Here is a 17,779-nt window from a genome sequence, read left to right on the forward strand (position 1 = left end):
CGGAACCCGCGGGTGCCCCCGCGTCGCGCCCTTGAGCTTCGCACATCCCCGAACCGTCCGGCCAGACAAGTGTGAGGCAACCCATTGACCCGCCGCAATCGTTTGCATAGCCTCTGCGCAATCGATTGCGGAGAGAGGGTCCATGCGTCGTATCCAGGTCGTGGCAACCGGCGGCACCATCGCGAGCCGTTCCGGGGCGGAGGGCCGTCGGGCGACCGTGCTCGCGGAAGAACTGGTCGCGTCGGTCGGCCCGCTGCCGGAGGGCGCGGAGGTGAGCACACGCGACGTGGTCACCCGGGGCAGCTACGCCTTCGACACCGCCGACCTGCTGGCGCTGGCCCGCGAGGTGCGCGGCACGCTGCGCGACGGGGCCGACGGGGTGGTGATGACGCACGGCACCGACACCATGGAGGAGACCGCCTTCCTGCTCGACCTGGCGTTCGACGACCCGCGGCCGATCGTGCTGACCGGAGCGCAGCGCCCGTTCGACGACCGTGCCGCCGACGGTCCGGGCAACCTGGGTGACGCCCTCGCCGTGGCCGCCGACGACGCCGCCCGCGGGCACGGCACGCTGCTGGTCTTCGACGGCTTCGCCTTCCCCGCCCGCGGGGTGCGCAAGAGCGACACCATGTCGGCGCACGCCTTCACGGCGCCCGGCCGCGGTCCCGCGCTGCGCGTGGCGGGCCGGCGGGTGGTCCCGCTGTGGCAGCCCGCGCCCAGCCCGCGGCTGCCCCTCGACCTCGACCTGCCCCGGCTGCCCCGGGTGGACGTGGTGCCGGCCTACCCCGGGGCGGACGGGCTGTTCGTCCGGGCGAGCCTGGCCGCGGGCGCGGCGGGCGTCGTGGTGGCGGCAGTCGGCGCGGGCAACGCCGGACCGGAGCTGGTGGAGGCGGTCGCCGAGGCCGTGGCGGCGGGCCACCCGGTGCTCATCTGCTCACGGGTGCACTCGGGCCCGGTCGAACCCCTCTACGCGGGCGGCGGAGCCGAACTGCAACGGGTCGGCGCGATCTTCGCCGGTGATCTCAGCCCCTGGCAGGCCCGGCTGTTGCTGGCCGCCGCGAGCACGGTACCCGGAAGGTCGCCGGCCGCGGTCGTCCGCGCCTGGCTCGCCGGACGGGACCCGTCGTCCGACACCGGCTCCTGACCGCTTCCCGACCGCCTGACTTCCCGGCTCCGCGACCCGTCCCGACTTCCTGACCCATCCCCGACCCCAACCCGCCCCCGTCCCTGACCCGCCCACTTCCCGTCCCCGACCCCAACCCGCCCCCGTCCCTGACCCGCCCACTTCCCGTCCCCGACCCGCCCCCGTCCCCGACCCCTTCCGATCCCCCCACGCAGCAACCAACCCCAGCAAGAGCAAGGAGATTTCGATGACCAAGGAAATCCTCGTCGGCTTCGGTGTGGACGTAGACGCCGTCGGCGGATGGCTCGGCTCGTACGGGGGCGAGGACTCGCCCGACGACATCTCCCGCGGGCTGTTCGCGGGCGAGGTCGGCGTGCCGCGCCTGCTGGAGCTGTTCCGGCGCCGCGGCCTGACCCAGACGTTCTTCTGGCCCGGCCACTCCGTCGAGACCTTCCCGGAGGAGTTCGACGCCTGTGTCGCCGCCGGTCACGAGATCGGCGTGCACGGCTACAGCCACGAGAACCCGATCGCCATGAGCCGCGAGCAGGAGGCCGCGGTCCTGGACCGCTGCATCGAGCTGATCGAGACCCGTTCAGGGCGCCGCCCGACCGGCTACGTGGCCCCCTGGTGGGAGTTCAGCCCGGTCACCAACGAACTGCTCCTCGAACGCGGCATCAAGTACGACCACTCGCTGATGCACCGGGACTTCGAGCCGTACTACGTGCGGGTCGGCGACTCCTGGACGAAGATCGACTACAGCCGGCCGGCCGAGGACTGGATGAAGCCGCTGGTGCGCGGCCGGGAGACGGACCTCATCGAGATCCCGGCGAACTGGTACCTCGACGACCTGCCTCCGATGATGTTCATCAAGGCCAGCCCGAACAGCCACGGCTTCGTCAACCCCCGTGACATCGAGCAGATGTGGCGCGACCAGTTCGACTGGGTGCACCGGGAGATGGACCACGCCGCCTTCACCATGACCATCCACCCCGACGTGGCCGGCCGCCCGCAGGTGCTGCTGATGCTGGAGCGGCTGATCGACCACATCAACTCCCACGAAGGCGTCCGCTGGGTGACCTTCGACCAGATCGCGGACGACTTCGCCGCCCGCAACCCGCGCCAGAAGGGTGACAGCAGATGACCACCGCACAGGAACAGCAGACCGTCCACGAGAGAGACTGGCCGCGCGGCGGCGCACCCTCGGACGAGGTCCTCTTCAAGGGCCCCCCGACCCTCAGCCGGCGCACCATCACGACCACCACCGTGGTGTGCTTCCTGGCCTGGGTCTTCTCGGTCTACGACTTCGTGCTCTTCGGCACCCTGCTGCCGAAGATATCCGAGACGTTCGGCTGGACCACCGGACAGGCCACGGCCATCGCGACGGGGGTGACGGTCGGCACCTTCGTCGTCTCGCTGCTGGTCGGGCCGATGCTGGACCGCTGGGGCCGCAAGCCCAGCCTGATCGTCACCACCGCGGGCGCGGCGCTCTCCTCCGGCTTCACCGCCCTGGTCGGCGGCGCCGCCTCCCTCATCGGTGTCCGGGCCATCTCCGGCCTCGGCTACTCCGAGGAGGTCGTCAACAGCGTCTACCTCAACGAGATGTACGGCAAGAGCCGGCGCCGCGGCTTCATGTTCAGCCTGGTGCAGAGCGGCTGGCCGGTCGGCGCACTGCTCGCGTCGGCGTTCGCCGCCGTGCTGCTGCCGGTGATGAGCTGGCGCTGGATCTTCCTCCTCGCCACCTTCCCGGTGGTGGTCATCCTCGTCGCCGGGTCCAGGCTTCGTGAGTCGCCCTCCTTCGTCGCCCTGAAGCGGACGCGGGAGCTGCGCAAGGACGGGCGCGAGGCCGACGCGGCCCGGCTGGCGGAGCTCTACAGCCTCGACATCACCCGGGACGACGAGTCCGGTCTGCGGCAGCTCTTCGCCCCGGACCTGCGCCGCCACACCCTGTGCCTGTCCGGAGCGTGGCTGTTCAACTGGATGGGCATCCAGATCTTCTCGGTGCTGGGCACCACGATCCTCACCGACGGCAAGGGCGTCTCGTTCTCCAGCGCGCTGGTCGTGCTGATCCTGGCCAACCTGGCCGGTTTCCTCGGCTACCTCTTCCACGGGTATCTCGGTGACCGGATCGGCCGGCGGACGACCATCATCGTCGGCTGGAGCATCGGCGGTATCGTGATGACGGCGATGCTCTTCGGGCCGAACAGCAGCGCGTACGTCATCCCGATGTACGCCCTGGGGCTCTTCTTCCTCCTCGGCCCGTACTCCGCCATGGTGTTCTACATGGGCGAGTCGTTCCCGGCCCGGGTCCGGGGCATCGGCTCCAACACCGCCCACGTGATGGGCCCGGTGGGCGCGATCGTCGGCTCGGCGCTGCTCAGCGCCCTCATCGGGATCGGTGCGAGCGCCACCATGGCCGCGTTCCTCGCGGGCGCCCTGGGGATGTTCATCTCCGGCGTCCTGATGCTCGGCGCCCGCAACGTCAGCCAGGACGCGGACGAGGAGTCCGCCCCCGAGGCCGCGGCGCCCGCCGCCTGAGCAGCCCCTCCTCCCGTCCCCTCCCTCTTCCGGTGCGTGGCGGCCCACACCCGCCACGCACCGGAAACCCCACGAAAGGCAGGACATGCCCTCCAGCGAACACACCGCACCGGTCCGCGACGACGGGCTGGCCGGCAAGGTGGCCGTCATCACCGGCGGCGCGAGCGGCATCGGCCGCGCCCTGGCCGTGGCGTACGCGCGCGCCGGGGCCGACAGCGTCGTCGGCTTCTACCCCAAGGACCCGCACAGCGCGGAGGAGACCATACGGCTGGTCGAGGCCGCCGGCGGCCGGTGCACCGCGGTCGCGGTCGACGTCCGGGACAGCGAGCAGGTCGACGCCCTGGCGCGGTCCGCCGTGGAGACGTACGGGCGGCTGGACATCGCCGTAGCCGGAGCCGGAGTGCTGCGCCGGGCCGCCCTGGCCGAACTCGACGACGACGCCTGGAACGACATGCTCTCGGTCGACCTGACCGGGGTGCTGCGCACCTTCCGCTCCGCCGCCGCGGTGATGACCGGCCCCGGTGCCATGGTGGCGGTCTCCTCCATCGCCGGCGGGGTCTACGGCTGGGACGATCACGCCCACTACGCCGCCGCCAAGAGCGGGGTACTGGGCCTGTGCCGGTCGCTGGCGACCGAACTCGCCCCGCGCGGCATCCGTGTCAACACCGTCATCCCCGGGCTGATCGAGACCCCGCAGTCGCTCGACGAGGCCAACTCGCTGGGCCGCGCGGGGCTGGAGCGGGCCGGCCGGAGCATCCCGGCGGGCCGGGTGGGCCACGCCGACGAGGTCGCCCGCGCGATCCGCTTCCTCACCGGCGACGACGCCGCGTACATCACCGGCCAGGAACTGGTCGTGGACGGCGGTCTGACGGTCCGGTGGCCGGAGTGACGGCGCGGCGGCGGCAGGACACGGAACAGCGCGGAAAGGTGAACGGCATGGGAGTCCTCCAGGATCAGGTCGCCCTGGTGACCGGCGCGGCGAGCGGCATCGGCACGGCGATCGCCGACGCCTACGCGGCCGAGGGCGCGCGGCTCTTCCTGGCCGACCGCGACGCCGACCGGCTGACCGCGCTGGCCGAGCGTTACGCGGCGCAGGGGACGGAGACGGCCACCGCGGTCGTCGACGTGGCCGACGCGGAGCAGACCCGGCACATGGTGGAGAGCTGTGTGGCCGAACTGGGCGCGCCCGACGTCCTGGTCAACTCGGCGGGGATCCTCACCGAGGTCCCGCTGGTCGAGATGGACGTCGAGACCTGGGACGAGATGATCGCGATCGACCTGCGCAGCGTCTTCCTGTGCTGCCGGTGGACGGTGCCGCACATGGTCGCCCGCGGCAGCGGCCGGGTCATCAACATCGCCAGCCAGCTGGGCATCAAGGGGGGCGAGGGCCTCGTGCACTACTCGGCCGCCAAGGCCGGCGTCATCGGGCTGACCAAGGCCCTCGCCCGTGAGGTCGCCCCGCACGGGGTGCTGGTCAACGCGATCGCTCCGGGCCCGGTGTTCACCCCGCTGGTGGAGGGGATCAGCGAGGACTGGAAGCAGGCCAAGCAGGCCGAGCTGCCCCTCGGCCGGTTCGGGGTCCCGGCGGAGGTCGCCCCCACCGCCGTGCTGCTGGCCAGTGATCCGGGCGGCAACCTCTACGTGGGGCAGACCCTCGGACCCAACAGCGGCGACATCATGCCCTGAAGCCCCGACAGGAGGGAGCCACGATGTGCGGAGCCTGCGGCGCGGGCCGTTCCGTACCGCGCTGGGAGGACGTCCTCGCCCCGCCCGGCCGTTCGGTGCTGGCCGCCCGCGCGGCGCGGACCGAACGACTCCTGGGGCCCGGATCGGGACTGCGGGTCCGGGCCTGGCTGTCCGCGGGATACCTGCTCGCCGACCGGGTCGGCCGTACCGTGCACGCGGCGGACCTGGACACGCTGTGGCGTGCGGCCGCCGAACGCGGCGCACGGCCGGCGGGCTGGCGGCCGCTGCGGGGCCCGGCCGCCACCCTGCCCGTCGAGGTGCCCGGCGGCTGGGACCCGGCCACGGTCGCGGTGTGGTGCGCCGCCGTGGCCCGGACCGAACCGGACGCCTCGCTGGAGGTCACCCTCCCCGACTCCGGCGGGGCGCGCACCGTACTGGTGGAGATCGGGGCGGGTGCCGTACGGGCCACGGTCCTGGAGGCCGGCCCGGCCGGCCCGGAGCGCGGGGGCGCGATCCTGGTCGGCGGAGTCGGCGCGGCCGGTGCGGCCCGGCATCTGATGGACTGCCATCAGGTGGTGCGTACGCCCGCGGACGGGCTGTAGCGGGCTGGGCCGACGCCGTCGAAACTTTCGAAGGTGTCGGCCTTCCAGTTGATCTAGTGCCTGGAGGCCTCGTCGGGCTCGCCCGGAAGGATCAGGCCTCTATGGCTCTGAGCAGGAAAAACATGCTTCCTTTGGGCTTCGAGGTCGAGCGAACGTTTCGAAATTCCGACCGAAACTGTTGACACCCGTCGGACCCGGCTCAACACTTCACACCGCTGCGTCACCTCCTGGCAGCCGGCTGTTCCGCGAGGTCCTGTCGTGCTGCCCGCCCCCCACCACCTTCACGAGGAGGAAGCACGGACATGAACACGCTCGTCCGGACGACCGGCCGCAGACGCGGTCGCTTCACGTGGTTCATCAGGAGCCTCTGTGCCGCCGCCATGGTTGTCATGGCCGCGATGACCTTGCCGGGCACCGCCAGCGCCGACACGGTCATCACCTCGAACCAGACCGGCACCAACAACGGCTACTACTACTCGTTCTGGACCGACGGCGGCGGCTCGGTCTCCATGAACCTCGGCTCCGGCGGCGGCTACAGCACCCAGTGGAGCAACGTCGGCAACTTCGTGGCCGGCAAGGGCTGGGCCACCGGCGGCCGCAAGGCGGTCAACTACTCGGGCAGCTTCAACCCGTCCGGCAACGCCTACCTGGCCCTCTACGGGTGGACGACCAACCCGCTCGTGGAGTACTACGTCGTCGACAACTGGGGCACCTACCGGCCCACCGGAACGTTCATGGGCACCGTCACCAGCGACGGCGGCACGTACGACATCTACAAGACGACGCGGGTCAACGCCCCCTCCATCGAGGGCACTCGGACCTTCGACCAGTACTGGAGCGTCCGTCAGTCGAAGAAGACCGGTGGAACCATCACCACCGGAAACCACTTCGACGCCTGGGCGAGCAAGGGAATGAAGCTCGGCAGCTTCAACTACATGATCCTCGCGACCGAGGGCTACCAGAGCAGCGGCAACTCCAACGTCACCGTGAGCGACGGCGGTTCCGGCGGCGGCGGCACCGGCGGCGGTGGTGGCGGTGGTGGTGGTGGCACCGGTGGGTGCACCGCGACGCTGTCGGCGGGTCAGCAGTGGAGCGACCGGTACAACCTGAACGTGTCGGTGAGCGGTTCGAGCAACTGGACGGTGACGATGAACGTTCCGTCGCCGGAGAAGATCATCGCGACCTGGAACATCAGCGCGAGTTACCCGAGTTCGCAGGTGCTGGTGGCCAAACCCAACGGCAACGGCAACAACTGGGGAGTGACCGTCCAGACCAACGGCGCCTGGACCTGGCCCACGGTCTCCTGCAGTGCGAGCTGACCCGGCCGACACCGAAGACCTCTCCAGAAAGGTCCCAAGCCGCATGAGTACCAGACCACTTGCGTCACTCCGGTCCCTGGTCGCGGGACTGGCCGTCGCGGCGCTCGCCGTGGCCGGCTCCCTCACCGTCGAAGCCGCTCCGTCGTACGCCGCCACCTGCAACGGCTACGTCGGGCTCACCTTCGACGACGGGCCGTCCAACGACCACACCCCGGCCCTGCTCAACGCGCTGAAGCAGAACGGGCTGCGGGCCACGATGTTCAACGAGGGTCAGTTCGCGGCCTCCTACCCGGCCCAGGTACGGGCCCAGGTGGACGCCGGCATGTGGGTCGGCAACCACAGCTACACCCACCCGCACCTGATCCAGCAGAGCCAGTCGCAGATCGACTCGGAACTCTCCCGGACCCAGCAGGCCATCGCCGCCGCGGGCGGTGGTACGCCGAAGCTGTTCCGGCCGCCCTACGGCGAGACCAACTCCACGCTGAAGTCGGTCGAGGCCAAGTACGGCCTGACCGAGATCATCTGGGACGTCGACTCGCAGGACTGGAACAACGCGAGCACCGACGCGATCGTGCAGGCCGTCTCCCGGCTGGGCAACGGCCAGATCATCCTCATGCACGAGTGGCCCGCCAACACGCTCGCGGCGATCCCGCGGATCGCTCAGACACTGGCCTCCAAGAGCCTGTGCTCCGGCATGATCTCCCCGCAGACGGGCCGCGCCGTGGCCCCCGACGGAGGCGGCTCCGGCGGTGGCGGCGGCGGTGGTGGTGGTGGCACCGGTGGGTGCACCGCGACGCTGTCGGCGGGTCAGCAGTGGAGCGACCGGTACAACCTGAACGTGTCGGTGAGCGGTTCGAGCAACTGGACGGTGACGATGAACGTTCCGTCGCCGGAGAAGATCATCGCGACCTGGAACATCAGCGCGAGTTACCCGAGTTCGCAGGTGCTGGTGGCGAAGCCCAACGGCAACGGCAACAACTGGGGTGTGACCGTTCAGACCAACGGCGCCTGGACCTGGCCCACGGTCTCCTGCAGTACCAGTTAGTCGTCCGGTGGCGCGGCGGACCACGGCCGCCGCGCCACCGGCGGTTCGCGGTTGGCGCGCGCGGGGGCCACCGGAAGCGGGCCCCCGCGCGCTCAACCCTTCTTCGGCGCGCTCGGCTTCGGTGCGGTCGGCTTCGGCGCCGTCGGTTTCGGTGCCGTCAGCGAGATGTCCTGGCTCGACAGCGTCTGCGGGGTGGCCGTGAACGCGCGCAGGCGGATGCGGACACCGCGCCGGGGGACGGTGTACCTGCCGCCGGGGGGCCGCAGTTCGAGGCGGGCGGTGGAGTGGCCGGGGATCGTGGCCGGACCCTTCGCCAGGGACCAGAACCTGCCCGAGCCCTGGCTCGTGGTGAGCATGAAGTGGGGCGTGAGCCGGTCGCCGCCGGTGTTGGTGACCTGGAGGCTCAGCAGGGAGACGTGCCGGGCGGAGGACCGCTGCACCCCCGTGACCCGCATGGCCAGCGGCGGCCTGCCCGTCACCGCCAAGGCCGCGCTGAGCAGCGCGGGTACGACCAGGAGCCCGGCCGCCGCGATCCGGGCCGGGCGCCGGTGAGGTCCCGACAGCGGGCGCGGCCGGGGCTGCCAGGCCCGCGTGAACTCCGTGGACGGCGCCGTGACCACGGCCGCGAGCCACAGCGGGGTCATCATCAGGTAGTAGCCGTCCTGGGAGCGGGTCGCCAGGAAGAAGGCGCACCAGGGCAGCACGGTCGCCGCCGGGCCGAGCCGCCGTACGAAGAGCACGAACAGGGCCAGCAGGCCCGCGGCGAGGAGCACACTCGCACGCGAGTACCAGTCCAGGCGGTCGCTGCCGTCGGTGAAGTACAGGGAGACGTCCATCAGGCCCTGTCCGTGCAGCACCGCGCCCTGGGTCAGCGGCAACGCGACGCCGCGCAGCCAGTCGCCCGGCTCGTGCACGATGAAGTACGCGTTGATCAGCAGCCATACGGTGACGGCGGTCCCGAGCACCCGGAGCAGCACCGACAGGGCCTGCCGGTGGCCGAGTTCGCCGCGGCGCACCGCGTAGATCCCGGCGAGCAGGAACGGGGTCACGAACCAGGGGAGTTGCTGCGTCGCGCACGCCGCTCCCAGGCACGCGGCGCGGGCCAGGCCGGCCGCGCCGAGCCGCCCGCCCTGACCGATCCGGGGCCAGCGCACCACCACCGGGATCAGCAGCGCCAGGGCGAGGATCGCCGGATAGCCGAGGCGCCCGTAGGTCGGCAGGAAGCCGAAGCCCAGGCAGACCATGGTGGCCGCCGGGCGCCACCGGGGCGGCAGCATCCGCCACAGGAGGACCGTGCCGACGATCAGTGCGCCCGTGCTCACCGCCGTCGCGGGGGCGCCGCCGTGCCCGAGCCACAGCAGGGGCGCGGTCAGCAGCACCGCCAGCGGGGGGTAGCCGTAGGTGTAGTCGTAGCCGCCGTACACGGTGGGGGTGAGCGCCACGTGGCCGTGGAAGAGCCAGGGCCAGGGCTGCCCGTACACCGGGTGCCCCGCGACCAGTTCCCTCGCCGCCTGCGAGGTGAGGACGGCCTCGTCGCCGCCCGCGTGGTTCAGGACCCAGGTGCACAGGGCGAACGTCACCGCGGTCAGCAGCACGCACAGGTCCACGCGGGCCAGGGACCGCGTCCGGCGGACCACCAGGGCCAGCACCCCGCAGACCAGGATCGAGGCGTAGCACAGCGAGATGACGCCGGCGACGGGGAGCAGCCGGGACGCGGCCTGTGTCCACGCCGTCCGGGTGCCGATGAAGAGACTGACGACGGCCAGCAGTGTCAGGACGCGATGCCACTGAGCCGGCGGTTCCGGGGCGGACACCGCCGACAGTGTCCGCCGACCGGGTGCCACCAGCTGTTGTTCTGCCAAGTGCACGACATGCGAAGGTAATCGGATCCGGTGAGCGGCGTGTGGCGAGGGGTGAAGAGTCCGGTGTGAACGCGGTAAGAAGCCCCTTTCCGGCAGGAAACGGTCAAGCTGCGTGTCGCTGGCGATCCATATGGGTTGAGAAGATGCCTCTTTCGGACACTCTCGAGACCTCTTGTCGCGCACCGTGTCGCTGTTGGGCCGAAAGGGTGACTTGGCGTAAGAATTGAGTGGTGCAGGTGAGGCAAGCGAGTCAGGGCAGGGGGCGCCGATGAACAGGCGCGACGTCACCGATGAGCAGTGGGAGGGGCTCGCCCAGGTCGTCCCGCTGCGCGGCCGCGACGCCTGGCCGTCCGCGGTGGACCACCGGGTGCCTCCGGAGGCGACGACGGAGGCGCGCCGTCGCTTCGTCGTTCTGCGGGTCAATGTGTTCGCGGACGCCCGTGACGTCGCCGAGACCCTGATGGCGGGCGTCCCGGTACTTCTCGACCTCACCAGCGCCGAGGGTGAGGTCGCCAAGCGGGTCCTGGACTTCAGCACCGGCGTCGTCTTCGGGCTGAGCAGCGGGATGCACCGCGTCGACCGCAATGTCTTCCTGCTCACGCCGCCCGGCACCGAGGTGAGCGGACTCATGCCGGGCGCGGCGGTTCCGGGCCGGTGAGTGCCGGTTCCGCGCCAGTGGTAGACCTGGTGCCGTGACTGAGGAATCCGAAGGTCCGGATCTGGCCGGGTTGCAGCGGCGGCTGGCGGAGTTCGCCGCGGCGCGCGAATGGCAGCCGTACCACACACCGAAGAACCTGGTCGCCGCCCTCAGCGTGGAGGCGTCCGAACTGGTCGAGATCTTCCAGTGGATGACGCCGCAGGAGTCGGCCGGCGTCATGGCCGACCCGGAGGCGGCGCACCGCGTCCGCGACGAGGTCGCGGACGTCCTCGCGTACCTGCTGCAACTGTGCGAGGTGCTCGGGGTCGATCCGTTGGCGGCACTGGCGGCGAAGATCGACCGGAACGAGCGGCGGTTCCCGGTGCCGGGCAAGCCGGGGGAATCGGAGGAATCGCGGGGATCTGGGGGATCGGAAGGCTCGGCTGAGTGAAGAGGGGAGGAAGCCCACTCTCCGTTGTCACTCTCCGAATTCGTTCATCCGGCCGAAACCGTTTTGTTGTCCGCAGATTTCCGCCTTCCTCTGGCCTTTCGCCCCAAGCGCCTTCACTCTGGGTAGTGAACAAGGGTGTTCGGGCGGACGTGCGAACAGCACGTCGGGACAGACGGGGGCAGCGCATGGACGCGGTGCGGCTCATCCTGGCGAGCAGGCGTGCCCTGGCGGGCAGCGACGAGATCCCCGCCATCGTGACCGAGGTGTGGCAGGCGCAGGCCCTGGCGCAGGCGATCGGCAGCCGCCTCGCCGTCTCGGGACCGCCCGAACTGCGGGGCGAGGCACTGGGGTTGACCGAACTGGCGGGCCGCGGCTGCGGCGTACTCGGCGCGCCGGACCTCGATCCGGCGGACCTGCGGGCGGCCCGGCTCACCGAACTCGACGACGCCCGGCAGGTGTTGCTGAACCTGGACGTCCTGCTCGGCGAGGCCGGCATCGCGCTCGTCGGCGTCGCCAGCTCGGCCGCCGACGAGGCCATGTACTGGCAGTGCATGGAGGCGATCGACGCGGCGGACGAGTCCCGGGACCGGGTCCGCGAGATGGTGCGGAAACTGGCCGCACGGGAGGCGGTGCCGCCGGAGAAGGAGGCGATTTCACCCGACCGGGGGCGGGAGGGCCGCGGGCCCCGGTGAGGCCCCCGCGCCGGCCGGCCGGCCGGCGTGCAGGATGGGGGTATGGATCTCCGCATCTTCACCGAGCCCCAGCAGGGGGCGACCTACGACACCTTGCTCACCGTGGCGAAGGCCACGGAGGACCTGGGGTTCGACGCCTTCTTCCGCTCCGACCACTTCCTGCACATGGGCGACGTGGACGGCCTGCCCGGACCCACCGACGCCTGGATCACCCTCGCCGGACTCGCCCGCGAGACCAAGCGCATCCGGCTCGGCACCCTGATGACGGCCGCCACCTTCCGGCTGCCCGGCGTCCTCGCCGTCCAGGTCGCCCAGGTGGACCGGATGTCCGGCGGCCGGGTCGAACTGGGCCTGGGCGCGGGCTGGTTCGAGGAGGAGCACAAGGCGTACGGGATCCCCTTCCCGAAGGAGAAGTTCGGCCGCCTGGAGGAGCAACTGGCCATCGTCACCGGGATGTGGGCGACGGAGGCCGGCAAGACCTTCGACTTCCGCGGGACGTACTACGAGCTCACCGGGTCGCCCGCGCTGCCGAAGCCCGCGCAGGCGAAGGTCCCGGTGCTCGTCGGCGGCCTCGGAGCGACCCGCACGCCGCGGCTCGCCGCCCAGTACGCCGACGAGTTCAACGTGCCGTTCGCCTCTGTCGAGGACAGCGAGCGGCAGTTCGGCAGGGTCCGGGCAGCCGCCGAGGCGGCCGGCCGCGGCGCCGACGACCTGACGTACTCCAACGCGCTCGTCGTCTGCGTCGGCCGGGACGACCAGGAGGTCGCCCGCCGTGCCGCCGCGATCGGCCGTGAGGTCGACGAACTGAAGGCCAACGGACTGGCCGGCTCCCCGGCCGAGGTCGTCGACAGGATCGGCCACTACGCCGCGATCGGCGCCGGCAGGATCTACCTCCAGATCCTCGACCTGGCCGACCTGGACCACCTGGAACTGATCTCCAGTCAGGTGCAGTCGCAGCTGTCCTAGAGTCCCTCGCGGTCAGGGCGGCCCTGGGTCACGCCCACGGGCTGCCCTCCCGCAGGCACACCGCCGAGGCGCTCAGCGCCGCCTCGTGCAGCGCGGTGAGGGTCTGGACACCGGCGACGAGCCGTGCGCCGGGCAGATCGGCCGGAGCGAACCAGCCGTGCCGGTCGTGCTCGGCGCTGAGCCGCACGGCCGTGTCCGCGCCGTCGGGCAGCGTCCCGCCGTAGAAGAAGCAGTCCAGGACCGGGCCTGTGCCCAGCACGTCCACGCGGTGGTCCACGCCGATCAGCCTTGGCACCGGCCCGAGTTCGAGGCCCGTCTCCTCGCGCATCTCCCGCCGGGCCGCGGTCCAGGGGTCCTCGCCGTGGTCCAGCATCCCGCCGGGCAGCCACCAACTGCCCGCCCCGGGCTGACCGGAGCCGTAGCGCAGGAGCAGGACGCGGCCGTCGCCGTCCAGCACCACCACACACGCGGCGAGGAGCGCCTGCGGCTGCGTCCTCACCCATTCCTCCCGCGGCATCCACTCCACCACTGATCGCCTCCCGGACGCTCTCGGCCGGCACCCCCGCGGCCGCGGTCTCGGCCCGGCCGCGCCGGTACCGGCTGTTTCTCCTGCCCCCTGACAACGACGCCGCGGCCAGGGGGAAGTGGGCGGCGAATATTGGAAGGCACAGGTCCGGCCCCCTGTGCGAAGGTGAGGACGTCGTCCTGCCGAGCCCCCGGGATCACGGTCCTCGGGGGCTCCGGCGTACCCGGCACCGCAGCCGTCCATCCAGCCGGAGAGGCCCTCCGCATGTTCCTGACCATCTCCACCACCGGCACGCCCGAACACCCGGCGACCGACCTCGGTTTCCTGCTGCACAAGCACCCGGGCAAGGCGCAGGCGTTCTCCACCTCCTACGGCACCGCGCACGTCCTCTACCCCGAGGCGGACGATCAGCAGTGCACGGCGGCGCTGCTCCTGGAGGTCGACACGGTGGCCCTGGTCCGACGCGGCAAGGCCAAGGGACGCGGCGGCGCCCCCGACGCGACGCTCGCGCAGTACGTCAACGACCGCCCCTACGCCGCCTCTTCGCTGCTGGCGGTCGCGCTGAGCGCCGTCTTCTCCAGCGCCCTGCGCGGGGTGTGCCGGGCGCGCCCCGAACTCCCGGACCGGCCCCGCCCGTTGCGCATCGAGGTCCCCGCGCTCCCCGCCCGCGGCGGCCCCGCCCTCGTGCACCGCCTGTTCGCGCCGCTCGGCTGGACGGTCTCCGCCGAACCGGTCGCGCTGGACCCGGAGTTCCCCGAGTGGGGCGACTCGCGGTACGTGCGGCTCGTGCTGGAGTCGGAGGCGGTCACCCTCGCCCAGGCGCTGCGCCACCTCTACGTCCTGCTCCCCGTCCTCGACGACGCCAAGCACTACTGGGTCGCCCCCGACGAGGTCGACAAGCTGCTCCGGGCAGGCGAGGGCTGGCTGCCCGCGCACCCGGAGCAGAAGCTCATCACCAGCCGCTACCTCTCACGCCGCTGGTCGCTCACCCGGGAGGCGATGGAGCGCCTGGAGCTGCTGCGGCTGGCCGAGGCCGACGACAGCGGGGTCGAGGAGCTCGACAACGCCGTGGCGGCGGAGACCGAGACCGAGGAGAAGCCGACGCCGCTGGCCGTGCGGCGACGGGACGCGATCGTCGCCGCGCTGCACGAGCACGGGGCCGCCCGGGTCCTCGACCTCGGCTGCGGACAGGGCCAGTTGGTGCAGGCGCTGCTGCGTGACGCGCGGTTCACCGAGATCGTCGGCGTCGACGTGTCGGTACGGGCCCTCACCATCGCCGCCCGGCGGCTCAAGCTGGACCGGATGGGGGAGCGGCAGGCCGCCCGCGTCACGCTCCGGCAGGGCTCGCTCGTCTACACCGACAAGCAGCTCAAGAGCTACGACGCCGCCGTGCTCAGCGAGGTGATCGAGCACCTCGACCTGCCCCGGCTGCCCGCCCTGGAGTACGCGGTGTTCGGCGCCGCCCGCCCCCGTACCGTCCTCGTGACCACTCCGAACGTCGAGTACAACGTCCGCTGGGAGAGCCTCCCCGCAGGGCACGCCCGGCACGGCGACCACCGCTTCGAGTGGACCCGTGAGCAGTTCGGCCAGTGGGCGCGCGCGGTGGCCGAACGCCATGGCTACGACGTCGGGTTCCGCCCCGTGGGCCCCGACGACCCCGAGGTCGGACCGCCCACCCAGATGGCCGTGTTCACCCTCGGCACCACCAACGACAGCAGAGACAGCGAGAAGGAGGCGAAGGCGGCATGACCGAGACGCAGACCCCCGCACGAGGAGGACGCGTGCTGCCCGTGACCGACCTCTCCCTGGTCGTCCTCGTCGGCGCCTCCGGCTCGGGCAAGTCCACGTTCGCCCGGCGCCACTTCAAGCCCACCGAGATCATCTCCTCGGACTTCTGCCGCGGACTGGTCTCCGACGACGAGAACGACCAGAGCGCCACCCGCGACGCCTTCGACGTGCTGCACTACATCGCCGGCAAGCGCCTGGCGGCCGGCCGCCGTACCGTCGTCGACGCCACCAGCGTGCAGCAGGACGCCCGGCGTCAGTTGATCGACCTCGCGAAGAGCCACGACGTGCTGCCCATCGCCATCGTGCTCGACGTGCCGGAGGAGGTCTGCGCCGAGCGCAACGCGGCCCGCGCCGACCGGGCCGACATGCCGCGCCGGGTGATCCGGCGGCACACCCGCGAACTGCGGCGCTCCCTGCGGCACCTGGAGCGCGAGGGCTTCCGCAAGGTGCACGTGCTGCGCGGGGCCGAGGAGGTCGAGAACGCGTCGGTCGTCACCGAGAAGCGCTTCAACGACCTCACCCACCTCACCGGCCCGTTCGACATCATCGGCGACATCCACGGCTGCTCCGCCGAACTAGAGGCTCTGCTCGCCAAGTTGGGCTACGCCGACGGAACGCACCCCGAGGGCCGTACCGCCGTGTTCGTCGGCGACCTGGTCGACCGCGGCCCGGACAGTCCGGGTGTGCTGCGCCGGGTGATGTCCATGGCCGAGTCCGGTGACGCGCTGTGCGTGCCGGGCAACCACGAGAACAAGTACGGGCGCCACCTCAAGGGCCGCAAGGTCCAGCACACCCACGGACTCGCCGAGACGATCGCGCAGATGGAGGGGGAGAGCGAGGAGTTCAAGGCACGGGTACGGGAGTTCATCGACGGTCTGGTCAGCCACTACGTCCTCGACGGCGGGCGGCTGGTGGTCAGCCACGCGGGTCTGCCGGAGAAGTACCACGGCCGCACCTCGGGCCGGGTGCGCTCGCACGCGCTCTACGGCGACACCACCGGGGAGACGGACGAGTTCGGCCTGCCGGTGCGCTACCCGTGGGCGGAGGACTACCGCGGGCAGGCGGCCGTGGTCTACGGCCACACCCCGGTCCCGGAGGCCACATGGCTCAACAACACGATCTGCCTGGACACCGGCGCGGTGTTCGGCGGCAGGCTGACCGCGCTGCGCTGGCCGGAGCGGGAACTGGTCGACGTACCGGCCGAGCGCGTCTGGTACGAGCCGGCCAGGCCGCTGCGCATCGAGGCACCCGGCGGGCACGACGGTCGTCCGCTGGACCTCGGTGACGTGCACGGTCGCCGGGGCGTCGAGACCCGGCACGCCGGACGGGTGGCGGTGCGCGAGGAGAACGCGGCGGCGGCCCTGGAGGTCATGAGCCGCTTCGCGGTCGACCCGCGGCTGCTGCCGTACCTGCCGCCCACCATGGCGCCGACGGCGACGTCGAAGGTGGAAGGCTACCTGGAGCACCCGGAGGAGGCGTTCGCCCAGTACCGGGAGGACAGGGTGGCCCGGGTCGTGTGCGAGGAGAAGCACATGGGCTCGCGGGCGGTGGCCCTGGTCTGCCGGGACGCGGAGGCGGCGCGCCGCCGGTTCGGAGTGGAGGGCCCGACCGGTTCGCTGTACACCCGCACCGGACGTCCCTTCTTCGACGACCCGTCGGTCACCGAGGAGATACTCGGGCGGCTGCGCGCGGCGGCCACCGAGGCGGGCCTGTGGGCGGAGCTCGACACCGACTGGCTGCTGCTCGACGCCGAGTTGATGCCGTGGTCGCTGAAGGCCTCCGGGCTGCTGCGCTCGCAGTACGCGGCGGTCGGTGCGGCCTCCGGAGCGGTGTTCCCGGACGCCCTGGCCGCCCTCGGGGGAGCCGCGGCGCGCGATGTCGACGTGACGGGCCTGCTGGGCCGGCAGCGCGAACGGGCCGCCGACGCGGCCGCGTTCACGGATGCCTACCGCCGCTACTGCTGGCCCACCGAAGGCCTGGACGGAGTCCGCCTGGCGCCGTTCCAGATCCTGGCCGTGCGGGGCCGCAGCCTGGCCGGACTGCCGCACGACGGGCAACTGGCGCTGATCGACCGGCTCGTGGAGCACGACACGACCGGCCTGCTGCAGACCACCCGCCGTCTGTACGTCGACGTGGCCGACCCGGAGTCGGTGCGGGCGGGCGTCGACTGGTGGCTGGAGATGACCGGACGGGGCGGCGAGGGCATGGTCGTCAAGCCGCTGGGCGCGCTGGTGCGCGGCGAGACGGGCCGGCTGGTGCAGCCCGGCATCAAGTGCCGCGGCCGCGAGTACCTGCGGATCATCTACGGTCCCGAGTACACCCGCCCGGACAACCTCGCCCGGCTGCGTCACCGCTCCCTCCACCACAAGCGCTCCCTGGCCGTCCGCGAGTACGCCCTCGGTCTGGAGGCCCTGGACCGGCTGGCCGACGGCGAACCGCTGTGGCGGGTGCACGAGGCGGTGTTCGGTGTGCTCGCGCTGGAGTCGGAGCCGGTGGACCCCCGTCTGTGACGGGATGTCCCGCCGCTTCCGGCGACTCTCGTCAGGG

General features: G+C 71.8%; 16 protein-coding genes. 14 read left to right on the top strand and 2 right to left on the bottom strand.

Going from position 1 to position 17,779, the window contains the following annotated elements; genetic code table 11:
• Positions 1–142 precede the first annotated feature (142 nt).
• From OIE49_RS27055 to OIE49_RS27090, 8 genes are all read left to right on the top strand, one after another.
• Positions 143–1,144, top strand: a complete 1,002-nt coding sequence (locus tag OIE49_RS27055) for an asparaginase (protein ID WP_326804519.1) — start codon at positions 143–145, stop codon at positions 1,142–1,144.
• 226 nt (positions 1,145–1,370) lie between these two features.
• Positions 1,371–2,264, top strand: coding sequence for a polysaccharide deacetylase family protein (locus OIE49_RS27060; RefSeq protein WP_326804520.1), 894 nt, complete (start codon positions 1,371–1,373; stop codon positions 2,262–2,264).
• Positions 2,261–3,658 carry an MFS transporter gene (locus tag OIE49_RS27065; protein WP_326804521.1) on the top strand — a complete coding sequence of 466 codons (1,398 nt, stop codon included), beginning with the start codon at positions 2,261–2,263 and terminating at the stop codon, positions 3,656–3,658. The genes OIE49_RS27060 and OIE49_RS27065 overlap by 4 nt, the downstream gene beginning before the upstream one ends.
• 85 nt (positions 3,659–3,743) lie before the next feature.
• Positions 3,744–4,547 carry an SDR family NAD(P)-dependent oxidoreductase gene (locus tag OIE49_RS27070; protein ID WP_326804522.1) on the top strand — a complete coding sequence of 268 codons (804 nt, stop codon included), beginning with the start codon at positions 3,744–3,746 and terminating at the stop codon, positions 4,545–4,547.
• 47 nt (positions 4,548–4,594) lie between these two features.
• Positions 4,595–5,344 carry an SDR family NAD(P)-dependent oxidoreductase gene (locus tag OIE49_RS27075; protein WP_100570777.1) on the top strand — a complete coding sequence of 250 codons (750 nt, stop codon included), beginning with the start codon at positions 4,595–4,597 and terminating at the stop codon, positions 5,342–5,344.
• A gap of 23 nt (positions 5,345–5,367) precedes the next feature.
• On the top strand, positions 5,368–5,946 hold the full coding sequence (locus OIE49_RS27080) for a hypothetical protein (RefSeq protein WP_326804523.1): 579 nt from the start codon (positions 5,368–5,370) through the stop codon (positions 5,944–5,946).
• Between the two features lie 302 nt (positions 5,947–6,248).
• Positions 6,249–7,265 carry a glycoside hydrolase family 11 protein gene (locus OIE49_RS27085; protein WP_326804524.1) on the top strand — a complete coding sequence of 339 codons (1,017 nt, stop codon included), beginning with the start codon at positions 6,249–6,251 and terminating at the stop codon, positions 7,263–7,265.
• A gap of 43 nt (positions 7,266–7,308) precedes the next feature.
• Positions 7,309–8,310, top strand: coding sequence for a polysaccharide deacetylase family protein (locus OIE49_RS27090; RefSeq protein ID WP_326804525.1), 1,002 nt, complete (start codon positions 7,309–7,311; stop codon positions 8,308–8,310).
• Between the two features lie 92 nt (positions 8,311–8,402).
• Here OIE49_RS27090 and OIE49_RS27095 read toward each other — a convergent pair whose 3' ends face one another.
• Positions 8,403–10,124, bottom strand: coding sequence for a hypothetical protein (locus OIE49_RS27095; RefSeq protein ID WP_326804526.1), 1,722 nt, complete (start codon positions 10,122–10,124; stop codon positions 8,403–8,405).
• A 316-nt stretch (positions 10,125–10,440) separates the two neighbouring features.
• Between OIE49_RS27095 and OIE49_RS27100 the strand changes: the two genes are divergently transcribed.
• From OIE49_RS27100 to OIE49_RS27115, 4 genes are all read left to right on the top strand, one after another.
• Positions 10,441–10,830, top strand: a complete 390-nt coding sequence (locus OIE49_RS27100) for a cell division protein SepF (protein WP_100570608.1) — start codon at positions 10,441–10,443, stop codon at positions 10,828–10,830.
• 34 nt (positions 10,831–10,864) lie between these two features.
• Positions 10,865–11,260 carry a nucleotide pyrophosphohydrolase gene (locus tag OIE49_RS27105; protein WP_326804527.1) on the top strand — a complete coding sequence of 132 codons (396 nt, stop codon included), beginning with the start codon at positions 10,865–10,867 and terminating at the stop codon, positions 11,258–11,260.
• A gap of 185 nt (positions 11,261–11,445) precedes the next feature.
• The gene (locus OIE49_RS27110) at positions 11,446–11,952 is read left to right on the top strand and encodes a DUF6099 family protein (protein ID WP_326806340.1); all 507 of its coding nucleotides are present in this window, start codon (positions 11,446–11,448) and stop codon (positions 11,950–11,952) included.
• Positions 11,953–11,994: 42 nt separating this feature from the next.
• Complete coding sequence (locus OIE49_RS27115) at positions 11,995–12,918, top strand: LLM class F420-dependent oxidoreductase (RefSeq protein ID WP_326804528.1); 924 nt, start codon at positions 11,995–11,997, stop codon at positions 12,916–12,918.
• Positions 12,919–12,946: 28 nt separating this feature from the next.
• Here the strand turns inward: OIE49_RS27115 and OIE49_RS27120 are convergent, their stop codons facing one another.
• A complete protein-coding gene (locus OIE49_RS27120; RefSeq protein ID WP_326804529.1) occupies positions 12,947–13,417 on the bottom strand; it encodes an NUDIX hydrolase in 471 nt (156 codons plus the stop codon).
• A gap of 291 nt (positions 13,418–13,708) precedes the next feature.
• Between OIE49_RS27120 and OIE49_RS27125 the strand changes: the two genes are divergently transcribed.
• Positions 13,709–15,193, top strand: a complete 1,485-nt coding sequence (locus OIE49_RS27125) for a 3' terminal RNA ribose 2'-O-methyltransferase Hen1 (protein WP_326804530.1) — start codon at positions 13,709–13,711, stop codon at positions 15,191–15,193.
• Entirely contained in the window at positions 15,190–17,742 is a 2,553-nt protein-coding gene (locus OIE49_RS27130; protein ID WP_326804531.1) for a polynucleotide kinase-phosphatase, read from the top strand. Before OIE49_RS27125 ends, OIE49_RS27130 begins: the two co-directional genes overlap by 4 nt.
• Positions 17,743–17,779 lie beyond the last annotated feature (37 nt).

The sequence above is a fragment of the Streptomyces sp. NBC_01788 genome (assembly GCF_035917575.1).
In the GTDB taxonomy this organism is placed as follows: Bacteria; Actinomycetota; Actinomycetes; order Streptomycetales; family Streptomycetaceae; genus Streptomyces.